Here is a 13,742-nt window from a genome sequence, read left to right on the forward strand (position 1 = left end):
CTTTTATTCACCAGATGATTCAGATTTTTGATCTTTTTCATTTCCATACTCTAAAGCAACCTGTTGTGCTTCAGCTGCGGCAGTGGCTTCTATTGGAATCGAGTCAGCTGCGATAGCCACGGTACCAGTAAATCCCATTAAAGCTAAGATTAGAATTTTCGAATACTTTTTCAATTGAATTTCCTCTACGTTTCTAAGACTTAATTTCAGTGTAGAGAATGATTTAAATCACGGATGTATCAGCTATGTCGGGATATGTAAGATATTCAGGTCTAAAGTTATAGGTTTCTAGGTTTGCGTAAGAATGCTTTTCGGTTGAAACTTTTTGTTGAGTTGCTTAACGAAATGTTTGAATGCTTCAGTAGGTAGCTACACTCTAAAGAAACTTCCCTAACTTCTAAATCTTTGTAACATCCAATAATTTTTTTGTAATCTTTATGTTATTAATTGTATGCTTTGCTTATCATATGAATGATGAAAAGTGGAGCTCCGAAAATGCTGACCAAAGCCGAAATCGTTGTTGTCGTTCTAATGATAGTAGCCTTAATTCTCATCGTTTATGAGATGGGGCAAGGTCGTAATTGGGCTTTATAGAATTCAGCCTTTATTAAAGTTAAAAGAAAAGCACCTCCGGGTGCTTTTTTAATGCCTAAAATTATCTCGAGACCCCATCATGAATGATTTTTTCTTAGCAACAAATCGCAGCATCCGGATTAATGATATCGAAGTCCGCCAGATCCAGATAAAAGACTTTGACACCTGGGCAATGCATGCTGAAGTATTGAAGAATTTCATCAAAGACCAAAATCATTCAGATGAAACTTTGACGGCGCTATTTAAAGCTCACGGTGTGCAAGTCGTTGCAACCATGGCATGCGTCACCGATCTGGACAATGAATCACTGGTAGAACTGGCTGCTGATGAGAAGAGTTTTAAGGAGTTGCTAAAAGCGGTACTTCTGATCAACCAGGCTTACTTCAAATATGAAAGACCTAAACGCGGCATCAAAAAGAAAGATGACTCTACCTGGTTTGATTCATTCCAGTTTCTGGTATCAATGGGCCATCAGCATAGTGAAATCATGGAAATGACCTACGGTGCATTCCAGGGCTATGTTAAGGCAGCAAACAAGATGTACAAACAGGGAATCTTTAACTCTGCTATTGCTGCACGTGTAGCCCAATCTGACAAAAAAGGCTTTGAATCATTCAAGAAAGAAATGGTTTCTGATTGATCATGTATCACCCTAAAGTTATGATGTGGAAATAATAATTTAGGGGGTGAAATGTGAAATATTTATTATTAGCTTTGTGTTTAGTGTCGGGGTTTACTTTTGCTGAAAAGACAACTACCAGTATTCGTACTCCATCTGGTGATCTGGTAAAAATTGGTGATAGTCATCAATCTCTAAAAGACAAATTAGAAGTCAGAGGTCCAAGACACTATGTGCTTGATGATGGCAAACTATATTGTGCAGCTACTGAGTATGTAAAAGAAGTGGATTTGCAGGAATACACCATCATTTTATGTCGAGATAGAATTGTGAAAATTCTTTGGCGTAATCTATGATAATTAGTGAAAATATTAAAATAAGAAGCATGGTGGGAGTATGAAGTATTTAATATGTGTTCTTCTGTTTTCTTTAACTCAAGGACTATTAGCCGGTGAAATCTACACTTGCACAGTAAATGGAAAAACAGTTTATCAAGGAAAGCCGTGTACTGGTAAAGATATAGATAATAAGGTTAAACAATCTCAGAACAAGATCAAAGCAAGACAAGAGGCTAATGCTAAAGATAAAGCTGAGCAAGCCGCTAAAAAAGAGCCGCGTGTAGGGATGACTAAAGCTGAAGCTGAGAAGTCCACATGGGGTTATCCAGATAAAATTAATACAACCACCACTGCAAATAATGTATTTGAGCAGTGGGTGTATAGAACACCATATTCGGGTTCTAAGTATCTGCATTTTACAAACGGAAGAATATCTTCAATTTCTAACTAAACCACCTTCGGGTGGTTTTTTAATATCTAAATTTTCCCGCTGATGCGGGTTTTTTATTGCCTGAAATTCAGAGGTCGACATGTCTGGTAAGAATTTAACTTTCAAATTGGTAATGGATGCCGACACCAAGGGATTTGTAAGCAATGTAAAGCTTTCTGAAGACACGGCAAAATCTGTTTTTAATGCGATCAAACAAGAGTCAGAGAAGTTAAAACAAGCGACAAATGATGCTTCCAAGGAAATGGGAAATATCATCCCAAAAGGAACGAGTGAGTTAGCAGATAAGCTATCACAGTCTTTAAATGCTGCCACAGGCATGATCAAGGATGCTGGAGACAATGCAAAATCTACAGCAGGTAATTTTACTGATTTTGGTAATAAAGCAGAGAAAGCATTAAGTCAACTTAAGAGCGATCTAACTCAGGCTAAGCAGAACCTTGAGGCATTTTCAAAAACTAGTGCTTCACCAGCTGAAATTGAGAAAGCCCAAGCAGAAGTTGATCAGCTAGAAAAAGAAGTTCTACAGGCAGATCAGGCTTTTAATGGCTTTCAGGCAGAAGTAAATAAAGCTAACTCAAGCTTAAAGGATACAGATAGTGCAGCCCAAACAGCACAGAAAGGTATCGATGGCGCAAAGTTTGCTGTAAATACACTTGCTGGAGCTATGGCTGCACTCGGTATTGGTTTAGGTATTCGTGAATTGGCCGAGGCTGCTGACTCCTATACCAACCTATCAGTACGAATTCAGATTGCTACCAGAGAAGGTGGTAACTTCCAACAAGCAATGGCTGGCGTTCACCAGGTAGCACTTGCCACAAACTCCAGCTTACAAGCTACAGGGGATTTATTTACCCGACTGAACGCAGTCGGCAAAGAAATGGGAATGACCCAGCAACAAGCGTTGGATCTGACCAAAACTGTAACTCAAGCCATTCAGATCGGTGGAGGTAGTGCACAAGCAAGTGAAGCCGCTGTTACTCAGTTTATCCAGGCGATGCAGGGGGGTGTTCTTCGAGGTGAAGAATTCAACTCTATCATGGAGAACGGTTATGGCTTGGCTGAAGCTTTAGCTAAGGGTTTAGGTGTCACTACTGGTGAACTCCGCAAAATGGCTGAGAATGGTGAACTCTCAGCAGAGCGTGTAGTTAAAGCCATTGGTAGCCAAGCCAAATCAGTTCAAGAAACTTATGATCAGTTTCCGCTCACCATTGGGAATGCGCTACAGAGAATTTCAACATCTTGGGAAATATTAATTGGCAAGATGGACCAGTCCAATGGTGCATCTGCAACTGTAGCAGACTGGCTGGTAACGATTGCTGATAATCTAAATATTATTGAGGTCTTACTCAATGATATGGGTGATGGTGTCGTATGGGTGGGCGATCAACTCAATAGAATCGATCCACAAACAATTGAGGCGCTTAAACAAGCATTATTGTCTGCCTACGAATCACTTAAAGAATTAGGCTCCACTGTTGGTGATGCCTTTGAAATCACTCTTGATGTACTTAATGGCACACTTGATGCAATTTTTAGATTCAATAACGGTGTAAGTGAAACAGAAAGCAAAACCAATGGACTAACTAAAGCGCTACAGGGAGTAAATGTTGCCATTGGTTTTATAGGCGATGGTTTTAATGCTATTGGTATTGTAGCTAACCTTCTAACAGGTGTTTTCTTTGATGTTTCAGCAGCCTTCTATAACCTGAAAGCTGCATTTACATGGGGCGATGCTAAGACTAAAGCTATTGCCGATATGGAGGCCATGGCGGCTAAAGCACAGGAGTATTACAACAAGGCTTCAGATGGTGCTATAGAGTTTAAATCCCGCGGCGTTGAGGCGATCCAAGCGATTAGACAAACCCAAGAAGAAAAGAATACACAATCTCTGGCAGATGCAAAGGCCACAATGGATCAACTGCTGGCAGAGCAGCAGCGTGAAGTTGAGGGAAAAAAGGCAACAGAAGAAGAGAAGCTGAAAGCGGTTCGGACCTATGCGGAAGCTGCTGTTGCTGCCAATAAAGGCGTAATAGATGGCACGATGCAAGCCGATCTAATGGCAAAAGGATATATCGTCACTGTAGATCAGGCTGGCAAAATATCAGTTGAGGCATGGAGTAAGGCCAAAGAAGGTGCAGAGGGTGCAGCAAATGCATCTGATAAAGCTCGAAAGGCTGCAACAGCCTTAGGCATGGATCTGGATGTTTCCTTAAATCGTGTCTCTGAAAAGTTCGCCGAAAATGGCAAAAATGTTACTACCTTTGCAGCCGGTCTTGAGGAACTTGGGGTTAAGGGCAAGCAAGCTGGTAATGTTACCTATGAAGCTTGGTTGACGTGGCTGCAAACGGCCAAAAGCCAGGCTGAGATTGATTATGCAAAAGCGAAACTTGAGGAGTTTGGGGGTCAAGGACAGATTTCAACATCTCAGGTAGAGCAAGGCTTAATTGCTATCAAAATTCAGGCGCAAGGATTACCTGATGATATCGACCCTGTAACCGAAGCTTTCAAACGTCTTGGGATTGAGACAAAGGAAAATTTAAAGCTGGCCGCCCAGCAAGCCTTGATGGACTACATCACAATTCGGGATAGTGGACAAGCAACTGCAGAAGGTGTTCAAAAGGCTTATCAAAAAGCAGCTCAGGCTGCAGCTGCATCTGGTGATGCTGGTGTTATTGCCGCTGCAAATGCAATGAATGCTGGCCGTAATCTGGAAATTCAAATTGATGACACCGGCATAGCTGCTGTCAAATCAATGGATGACTGGGAAAAAGGCAATCACCGTGTCAGAGACTCTGCTTATGGAATCGGTGATGGGTTCCGTCATGCAGGTCAGGTGGCACGTGAAGAAGCCAAATCTTCTACTGAAGCCTGGGCTGATGCGGTTTCTAAAGCTAAGAGTGATTTCAATAAGGAAATGAAGCGTCAGGGCGAGGCATTGAGTAAAGGGATCTACGACTATGACTCTTACACCAAGTCTGATGTGATCTCTCAGCTGAAAAGCAAAGGTTATGACGATAAAGAGGCTGAAAAATTGGCTTCTACCATCTGGTCCAAGGCTATGGCGGCTGATCGTGATGCTAAAGCTGAAGGTCTTGGAAAAGAAAGCAGCGTGGCAATGAAAGCATTAATTAATGCTGAATTTGATCGAGCTGCAGCCAATGGAATAACCACTCAGCATGGTACCAATAAGATTAATGAATTGCTCCGCAGTATCAATGTCGCTTCAACTGGTTCCAGTAGTTTGAGTGACTATGCGCCGTCAATTCCTTCTGTGTCATCAAATGCTGCTACACAAAGCATTAAGGAAAGTGTGAATTATAACATTCAATTCGGAGGTCAAACCCTATCCCTTACAGGTGATGCAAGCCAAAAGGATGTAATGACCAATCTGGTAAATCAATTAAAAGGTATAGCGAAATCAACATGAAACTTATTCGCTTAGCAACATCAGAAACCGTCCCATTAGAGGACGGTTTTTTATGGTCTGATGAATTCTCATGGAAGGCCATTGAGCAGAATCAAGCCTATACGATGGATGGCTCTCTGATCATTCAGGAAGGCAAAAAGAAGTCTGGTCGACCAATCACTTTACAGCCGGCGGATCCGCAAATGGGATGGATCAAGCTACGTGAACTGCGGACTGTTTTGGAATGGTCCAAGCTGCAAGGTGAAAATTTTAAACTGCAGTTTGAACAGCCACATGATAGCCGGCAATTCACCGTCAAATTTAACCACCAGGATGGGGCTTTAGAGGCTGCACCGGTAAAAGGGATTCCAGCGGTATCACTGGATGATTATTACAACGTGACCTTACGCTTTACGGAGTTAGACGATGGCGATTGAAACTAAGGATTTAGTAATTTACAAGTCTGAACGCTTGACTGATAACTCGGATGGCGGTGGTAAATACTCTGGCGTAGTAGTTCAGGATGGTATCAGCAATAACCTGTTCAATGACGTATCGGAAATGGATCGAACCATGGGTGATGTGTCCATGCGCAAGGTTTTTCCAGCAGTTACGACTGAAGACACTGATTTACTCATGGGTGCAACGGTATTTGTATCTGAGCTACCAGAAGATCCGAACGTATCCGCATTGCTGTTCAGCACCAAGAACTGGACGGATGAACGTCAGTCGGCTCAGAACCGGGTAGAAAACTATTTAGCCAAAGGCGGGCAGATTGCCGGCACACCACTCGATATCCATTGGAAAGGTATGTCATCACTGCAGGTGGCTATGTTTCCTCAGGAAGTGGAATCTTCAGTAGGTGACACCATTGTTCTGATCAGTGATGAAGGTAAAGCTTTAGAGCGTGAGCAGTATGTACGCATTACCAAAGTTGAAACACGAACTGCTGTAATGGTGGTAGATAATAAGAGTGTCGAGTACAAAGTTGCTACTTACTCGCTAAATGATGCACTTGAAGTTGATTTTGTTGGCCTTTCAGCACGCCAGTGGTACAACGGTGAGAAATCCAAGACCATCATCCGCGATACCATTGTTGCTGATACCGGTCTGTATTACTCATCTACAGCACTGGCTTCTGATGCCAATGTTGGTGAATTTACAGTCAATGCCAAAAGTATCTTTGCCCAGCTGATTCCCTCCGCTCAGACAGAAACTCCAATTATTGATGTCAACGCTGCAGGTGAGAGTGTAGTGCTGGTTGCAGGTAATGAAGGCACCATTACAGCCAGTTATCCAAACATGGTAATTGGTGTCAGTCAGAACCTATATATCGGCTCAGCTGTGATTCCTTCCAGTATTTCTTTCACGATGCAAGGTCAGCAGATTACCGATCAGGGTGGGTTGCTTAAGAATACGCAAGGCACACAAGTTGGCACGATTGATTATCAACGTGGATTAATTCAGTGGACTGCGGCAGCACCGGCTGGAACTGCAAGTCTGAATATTACATTTAAACCAGCAGCTGCACCGAATCAGTATTACCAAAGCCATGCCATTCCGGTAACTCAAAATAATCAAAGTACTAACTGGACTGGAGTGTTAATTCCTATTCCGGCACCTGGTGCACTGTCCATTTCCTACATGTCGCAAGGCAAGTTCTATGAACTTAAAGATGATGGCTCGGGGCAATTAAAAGCTGCCAGTCCGTCTTTTGGTTCGGGCATGATCAATTATGAGACCGGTTCGTGGTTATTGACCACTGGCGCACTGCCGGATGTAGATACGCCGATCCTGCTGAACTGGGGTACACCGATTGTCACCTTCGTAAGATCAAATTTAACCGTGGAAAAAGCTGCATTTGATTTTGATTTAGGTCGACCAGGTGTTTTGCCGGGTATCACGATTAACTGGATGCTTGAAGGTAAAGAGAAAACAGCAACCTCCAATGCCCAGGGCAAATTTACTGGTGATGCCACGGGTGAAATTAACTATGCCACGGGTACAGGCAAGATCATTCCGAATAAGTTGCCACAGAAAGGTACAGTCTTTTCAGTGATCTATAACTACGGCACTTCACTTGAGCAGACCAAGATGGATGTTACTCCTATAAATCAAAAGCTGACCTTTACCATTGGTACGGGATCAGCAATTCAGCCAAATAGTGTGGAATTAAGAATTCCGGTTAAAAGTAGTGATGGTATGGTAGCTGGCTTTGTGACGCTGATTGACACACCTGTAAATGCAACGATTGGCAATCTTGTTAATGAGCGTGGTCAAGTACAAGGTTCAATTACATACGCTACCGGTGCGGTTGAAGTTACACCTCAGGGCGTGGGTCATCGTTTCAAATCCACGTTTACACCTATGGCCACTTATGCCGCAGCATAGAGAGGAAATATGTCTTTTTATTCTCCACAAACATCCAGTATTTCTGGTGAACAGGTTGAACTGAAAGCTTTTGGTGCTGTAGATGTTCAGATTAAATATCGTGATACATCAGGATCGAACTCGGCAACCCATATGGTGACGGCCAATAAGCTCAAACTGGATTTATCTTCTGGCTTTGATGAGCAGATTTTGACAGGTTCAGCTCGCTTCAAAGTAGGTGCTGATACCTTCCTGGATCGCACTGGCTTGCTGTATCGCAATGTGAATCCAGCCAATAACAGCGGGATTCAGTCTGGTGTCATTCAATATGGCACCGGTATTATTGAAATCGATTCATGGACACCGAGTGCAGATAACACGATTACTCTGGAATCTTTAACCACCACCACCGATTTATTGCCGGTCAATAAAATCAGCTTTAGAACACCAATCATGCCGATCCGACCGCAATCATTAACTGTGGTTTTAGCATCAATTGAATTTGGCCAGATTACACTGACTGCAGATGAAAATGGGGTGATTGAAACCAGCCGGGCACATGGCCAAGTGAATTGGGATAATGGTTTTGTCACGATTTATTTTTATACCAAAACCAAAATCACCGAAGCCAACCGTGCGGATATTGAGGCAAACAACTGGTATGACCCACTATTAGAATATCAGGAAGGGGCAGATACCTTTATCAATGCTCCAGTCTGGGTAGATGCTTCATCGGTGCGTTATAACGCTGTAGCCTATACCTATATTCCTCTGGATTCTGAAATCTTGGGTCTGTCAGCTACACGCTTACCGATTGATGGCCGGGTGCCAATTTTCCGCGTTGGTGGTATAGGCATTGTCAGCTCAAGCAAAGCGCAAGAGCTGCCAAGTGCGATTGCTGGAACCACATACGATCTGAATGATCAGCGCATTTCATGGGTAGAACTTGAGGATGCCAACGGAACGAAAGTCGCCTTCGATTTGTACATGGTTGATTATGATTATGGCCGTGTGACATTGGGTGGTGACTTCGCACTGGGTAATCTGGTGGAGCCACTGGTAGTGAAATATCGCTATCAGGATATGGGTCTGATCCGTGATGTGCAGATTAATGGTCAGCTGACTTTCACTAAGCCTTTAACCCATAACTACGATGCGGTGGATACCATTGTTGGTTCTGCTTTAGTCATTGGAGATATGCAGGCACGTTATACACGGAAGTTTGTACAGCAAGCCTGGAATAGTATCTGGAATGATGAGCCAACCGTGGGGGCAATTTCAGCTAATTATAATGATTCCCTTTATCCAATCTTGATCACCAATAAAGGCGCAATTCAGGAGCGCTGGGCGATTGTTTTCACTGGTGCAGAAACTTTTTACTGTATTGGTGAATATACAGGGCGCTTAGCCTTAACCGGCTCAACCAGTGTTGATTATTCTCCGTCTAACCCAATCACTGGTGCACCATATTTCATAATCAAAAAAGAAGGATGGGGCGCTGGTTGGGCAAATGGCAACGTCTTGCGATTCAATACAATAGCAGCCAACTTTCCTGTCTGGGTGATTCGTACCGTGAAACAGTCAGAGCCAGCAGTACTGTCAGATCAATTCCAGATCATGCTGCGTGGCGATATCGATCGAGTTGTCTGAATATAAATCAAAATATGGCCGCTTCATGCGGTCTTTTTTATGAGTAAAACAAATGACAATGAAGCAGACACAAACAAAAATGTTTGATTTTTCTGACGTGGGTTTAGATTTTTGTGCAGGGTCTAAAAACCTATTTCCAGATCGTTTTAAGAAAATGCTATCGCTTGGCTATAACGAGCAAACCGTTTCAAGCGTGGCAGTAGCAGGTAATCAGGTCACACTTACTTATGGCGGTACACATGGCTATGTTGCGGATCGTGTTTTAAAAGTCAATGCACCTGAGCTTTTAAGCATTAATGGTGGTGAATTTGTCATTGATAGTGTGACAGAAAATACTGTCACAATAACGATTGATGGAGCACCAGCATCAATTGCTGGCAATTTCACAACTAAGGTTGCTTCTCTTGGTTATGATTTGGTATATGAGCAAGCCAATATCCATATTTATAAATTTAAATCAATTGATGAATCTGATCTATATTTAAGATTATGTTTTCAATCGATTGCGGCGCAAAGAAACTCGATTAGCCCATGCATCGGAAAGTCCTACGATAATAATGCAGGGGTTATTACTGACGTAAATGCTATTGCGGATAACGGCACTAAAACCTTACCACAAACGGGGTTTAAGTGGGATTTTGCGTGGACAAATAATGCGACAGCGGATAATTACAATTACAGCACTGGCTATGCTACATATGGCAAGGGCTTGGTTGTTGGTAGCTTGTATCATCTTCTAGTGCTAAGTAACTATCATTCAAACGCAGGCTACTGCACAACAGTTGGCTTCTTTCCTGTTAGTACATTTAATTATGACGTTTTGTCGTCAAAAGTTTGCTTAATTGGTCTGTGGTCGGAAGATACCACTGCCCCCCTAGGTAAAGCCTTCACTGACTTGCGTGGGTATATCGGAAATACAGAGGTGTCTTTTGACTTTAGATCACCTAATGCTGAAACTATACTCTACCCACAAGCTATTAATTCTTTTTTACCGCTAGATGAGTTTAATACCACAACCTGCAAGCCGATTGATATATATCACAAAGAATCACGACAGTATTTAGGGCATGCTGCTGGTGGCATCTATATTGCAAAATATGCGAATGCCAATACACCAGCAATCTCCAAGGATACATTGCCGCTACTAACTTATGATATAGATTTAAGCAATAAATGTTTTGTCCATGCTATTACAAATAGGTCTTCAAATCCTAGTTTATCGGTATTTTTTGCAGTACCCGTGGAGGAGATAAAAATTGCTTAAAATATTTAGGAGGTTTAGCGGTGGATATATTCCAAATTATGCAAAACTCGCAATGATGAAATATGTGGTCTTGCCAATACATGCAAAGCAAATCGTTACTGTTTTGAATGAAAATCAAGGTTTTGGGCAAATCAAGGGCACAACCAAAAAAGTAGGTGCAAATTACTCACCAGTCCCTGTCTGTGTATTTCGTCGTGACAATCGCCAATTACTCTGGGAAACCACATCAAAAGCCGATGGTTCTTATGTCTTTCGTAATATCGCTGTTGGGCTTGAGTGCTTTGTCGTGGCCTTCGATCCAGATGAAGAATATAACGCAGTGATTTCAGATAAGGTGGTAGCCAAATGATCCAAACCTCTTTAGCTGCCGGACTGGCTCAACTCCAGGCACTGGCAAACTTTTTAGATCAAGGTAGCGCAAATGCTACCTTTGTTTTTTATGATGATGAAAAGCCCATTGATGTAACTGTAGCAGCGGATAATAATGCCAGATTAGTTACATTAACGTTGCCAAAATCTTCAATTAAGCAAGTGCATGTTGATAGCATCGAGCTTAATCAGACGGACGCAGCTACGGTTATAAAGTCAGGTACCGCAGTTTGGGCACGTTTATTTAACGGTGAAGGGAAAGCAGTTGCTGACTTTGCAGTTGGATCCGATATCACATTGGCCAATCCTGATCTGGTGCTGGGCAGCACACTCATGATGAATTCACTGATCCTACGACCATCAACATAAATGAGGTGGACATGTGTCGAACTATATTCCACCCGATGGACACCAGGCAAACCTTAACTTTAAAGATCCCGTCACAGGCTCTACCGATTTAAACTTTGGTGGTGATGGTCAAAATCTCGCTTCTTTAGATGTTGTAGTTAATACACGGATTATTGCCGAGCTTAATGCAGTAAGTGATAGTAACGACGTATTGGATGTCCGGATTAATACGGGCTTTAATGCTGAGTTTAATGCTGTTACAGGGCAGTTTGCTCAGCTAGATGTACAACTGCAAACCGGCTTTATCGCTGAATTATCTGCCGTCCGGATTGATCAGTATTGTGCAGTGGATGCTGTGATTCAAACTGGATTAAATGCCCAATTTGAAGGGTTATTCGATATTAATCATCTGGTAGGCGTGTCTTATGGTTTTGACATCCGCTACCAAAAAGCCATAGCAGCCTTAGGTACCACAGAAATACCATGGGCCAAGCCAATATTAAGAGTCTCGAATGAGGCTCTTTTTTATAATCAGGGCTTGGTAATTTCTAATCAGGCTGATATCTGGCATGAGCAAACAGGATCATTAACCCGGGCGATTAGATCCATTCATGAGCAAGCAACCGGTTTAGGTTCTGATGCCTATATGATCTGGGAAGAAGGCGATAAACGCTTTATTCATCAGCGTTACTTGTATGAAGAAACGATCAAGCTACGTCATAACCGGGAAACGGTCTGGCAGGAAATGATCCGACGTCGTAAGACTTTCACTTATTCTCATGAAGTGGCTCAGGTCTTTGAACATCGGTTTTCATTTGAATGGGATAAAGGCCTTGAGATTATTACCAAGTCAGATTTGCCATGGGATAAAGCCAAAGCGATCCATTACCGCAAGCATCCGGTTCAACCTTGGCCAAAGCCTGAATTACCTAAATATGAAGGCAGCACAGATCTAAATTTTATCTGCTTATGTCATGACGTTGATTCACATAATATTGTTTTAAATTTTGGTGCAGATGACTGTATTCCAGCACTGCCGAAACGGAACTGGTGGTATATCGTGAACACATTAACAGCCGAGAGACTCGATACCGGCGAGAAGATCAAGGTCATGGATGGCACCTACAGCACCAGCCGGTCGCAGTGGTGCTGGACCTATTCCATTACTGTGGCTCATACGGAAAAAGACAAGCTGCAACCAATCAATGGTCAGCCTGTGATCCTTAAAGTTATGATCAATGGATTTGAGCATCATATTTTGCTGGAAGATCCAGAGGAAACCCGACGATTTGCCAGTGTTTTATATACATACCCGGGTCGAAGTGTGACAGCTTTAAACTCTGCTAAATATGGGCCAACACGCTCATTCATTCAGGACAATGAGCGCACTTCAGTTCAGTTGGTGCAAGCTGAAATTGATCGAGCAAATAGCGGTACCAGTTTGGATTGGAAACTGATTGATGAATTGGGCTGGATCGTACCAGTGGAGAGCCTGAGTTATGCAGAACTGGCACCAATCGATGCAATAAAGCAGGTCGTTGATGCAGGCGGCGGTTTTATCTATAGCCAGAAAGCAGGCAACACACTGACTATCTTGCCACGGTACCAGAAAGGCTATTGGGATACGATGGCCGTTGATGATTACGATATTCTATTGTCTGAAAGCTTGGTCATGCAGCAGAACATCAAAAAGAATGACGAATATATTGCAGACTTTAATGCCATCACCGTAGTGAATAGTCGAAGTGGTGAAAGCCTGAAAGTACAACAGCGGGGTACTTCTGGTAATGTGCCTTTAGAGGCGGCCACAGGGCCATTATTTAATGTGGTGTCGGGTGCGAGTTATGGCAAAAATGAACTGGTCAAAGCCAATATTCAGGAACAGCACACATTCTCTGATATTCCGGTCAGTCAGGAAATTGGTGAGATGCTACCAGGTAAATCCATTGCTTTTAATGGTCAGTGGTGGGGTGTGATCGATTCAGTTTCAGGCAGCTTCTCACATGAAAAGGTAAATGAAACCATTACCGTGGAGCGTATCAGCCGTGAGTAATCCTCTATTTGAACTGCGAAAGCTTTTAAATCCAACTCATGCAGAATACATTGGCACCATTACATCAGTGAAACATCCAGAATACCGGGTTCAGATTGATGGAGGATCGGGTCCGGTGCTGTGCACATCAGGCACAACCTACAATTTAGGTGCCAGAGTATTTATCTCAAACCAGGTAATTTTAAGGCCAGCACCCACTGGCCAGCATTCAGAAATAGAAGTTTAAACTTAACCAAATAACTGCACCTTTTTAGGTGCTTTTTTATTGCTAAAAAAATAG

Annotated in this window: 14 protein-coding genes; 12 read left to right on the forward strand and 2 right to left on the reverse strand. The window is 42.6% G+C overall.

All coding sequences use genetic code 11. From position 1 onward, the window contains the following. Positions 1–3 precede the first annotated feature (3 nt). A complete protein-coding gene (locus B3Q46_RS10265) occupies positions 4–174 on the reverse strand; it encodes a hypothetical protein (RefSeq protein WP_005262212.1) in 171 nt (56 codons plus the stop codon). A 499-nt stretch (positions 175–673) separates the two neighbouring features. Between B3Q46_RS10265 and B3Q46_RS10270 the strand changes: the two genes are divergently transcribed. Genes B3Q46_RS10270 through B3Q46_RS10280 form a run of 3 tightly spaced genes read left to right on the forward strand, consistent with a single transcriptional unit; the run spans position 674 to position 2,002 of the window. Further along, positions 674–1,234, forward strand: coding sequence for a hypothetical protein (locus tag B3Q46_RS10270; protein ID WP_286715230.1), 561 nt, complete (start codon positions 674–676; stop codon positions 1,232–1,234). A gap of 53 nt (positions 1,235–1,287) precedes the next feature. Beyond that, positions 1,288–1,569, forward strand: a complete 282-nt coding sequence (locus B3Q46_RS10275; RefSeq protein ID WP_286715232.1) for a hypothetical protein — start codon at positions 1,288–1,290, stop codon at positions 1,567–1,569. Positions 1,570–1,609: 40 nt separating this feature from the next. After that, entirely contained in the window at positions 1,610–2,002 is a 393-nt protein-coding gene (locus tag B3Q46_RS10280) for a hypothetical protein (RefSeq protein WP_286715235.1), read from the forward strand. On the opposite strand, the gene B3Q46_RS10285 is transcribed toward B3Q46_RS10280, so the two are convergent. Further along, positions 1,988–2,320, reverse strand: a complete 333-nt coding sequence (locus tag B3Q46_RS10285) for a hypothetical protein (RefSeq protein ID WP_257229787.1) — start codon at positions 2,318–2,320, stop codon at positions 1,988–1,990. The two genes, B3Q46_RS10280 and B3Q46_RS10285, sit on opposite strands and share 15 nt — an antisense overlap. On the opposite strand from B3Q46_RS10285, the gene B3Q46_RS10290 reads away from it, so the two are divergent. Genes B3Q46_RS10290 through B3Q46_RS10330 form a run of 9 tightly spaced genes read left to right on the forward strand, consistent with a single transcriptional unit; the run spans position 2,319 to position 13,688 of the window. Next, positions 2,319–5,429 (forward strand): tape measure protein, encoded by a 3,111-nt coding sequence (locus tag B3Q46_RS10290; RefSeq protein ID WP_286715240.1) that lies wholly within the window; start codon positions 2,319–2,321, stop codon positions 5,427–5,429. The two genes, B3Q46_RS10285 and B3Q46_RS10290, sit on opposite strands and share 2 nt — an antisense overlap. Beyond that, complete coding sequence (locus tag B3Q46_RS10295) at positions 5,426–5,845, forward strand: hypothetical protein (RefSeq protein ID WP_034171144.1); 420 nt, start codon at positions 5,426–5,428, stop codon at positions 5,843–5,845. The genes B3Q46_RS10290 and B3Q46_RS10295 overlap by 4 nt, the downstream gene beginning before the upstream one ends. Then, on the forward strand, positions 5,835–7,799 hold the full coding sequence (locus tag B3Q46_RS10300; RefSeq protein WP_286715243.1) for a hypothetical protein: 1,965 nt from the start codon (positions 5,835–5,837) through the stop codon (positions 7,797–7,799). The genes B3Q46_RS10295 and B3Q46_RS10300 overlap by 11 nt, the downstream gene beginning before the upstream one ends. 9 nt (positions 7,800–7,808) lie before the next feature. After that, positions 7,809–9,428: a hypothetical protein gene (locus tag B3Q46_RS10305; RefSeq protein WP_286715245.1), complete on the forward strand. Its 1,620-nt coding sequence runs from the start codon at positions 7,809–7,811 to the stop codon at positions 9,426–9,428. Positions 9,429–9,480: 52 nt separating this feature from the next. After that, a complete protein-coding gene (locus B3Q46_RS10310) occupies positions 9,481–10,692 on the forward strand; it encodes a hypothetical protein (RefSeq protein WP_286715248.1) in 1,212 nt (403 codons plus the stop codon). A gap of 52 nt (positions 10,693–10,744) precedes the next feature. After that, positions 10,745–11,041 (forward strand): carboxypeptidase regulatory-like domain-containing protein, encoded by a 297-nt coding sequence (locus B3Q46_RS10315; protein ID WP_286715310.1) that lies wholly within the window; start codon positions 10,745–10,747, stop codon positions 11,039–11,041. After that, positions 11,038–11,430 (forward strand): hypothetical protein, encoded by a 393-nt coding sequence (locus B3Q46_RS10320; protein WP_286715251.1) that lies wholly within the window; start codon positions 11,038–11,040, stop codon positions 11,428–11,430. The genes B3Q46_RS10315 and B3Q46_RS10320 overlap by 4 nt, the downstream gene beginning before the upstream one ends. A gap of 13 nt (positions 11,431–11,443) precedes the next feature. After that, on the forward strand, positions 11,444–13,462 hold the full coding sequence (locus B3Q46_RS10325; RefSeq protein ID WP_286715254.1) for a hypothetical protein: 2,019 nt from the start codon (positions 11,444–11,446) through the stop codon (positions 13,460–13,462). Next, positions 13,455–13,688, forward strand: a complete 234-nt coding sequence (locus B3Q46_RS10330; protein WP_286715257.1) for a hypothetical protein — start codon at positions 13,455–13,457, stop codon at positions 13,686–13,688. The genes B3Q46_RS10325 and B3Q46_RS10330 overlap by 8 nt, the downstream gene beginning before the upstream one ends. The last annotated feature ends 54 nt before the right edge of the window (positions 13,689–13,742 follow it).

The organism is Acinetobacter sp. UBA2581, assembly GCF_002339435.1.
GTDB classification, from domain to species: Bacteria; Pseudomonadota; Gammaproteobacteria; order Pseudomonadales; family Moraxellaceae; genus Acinetobacter; species Acinetobacter variabilis.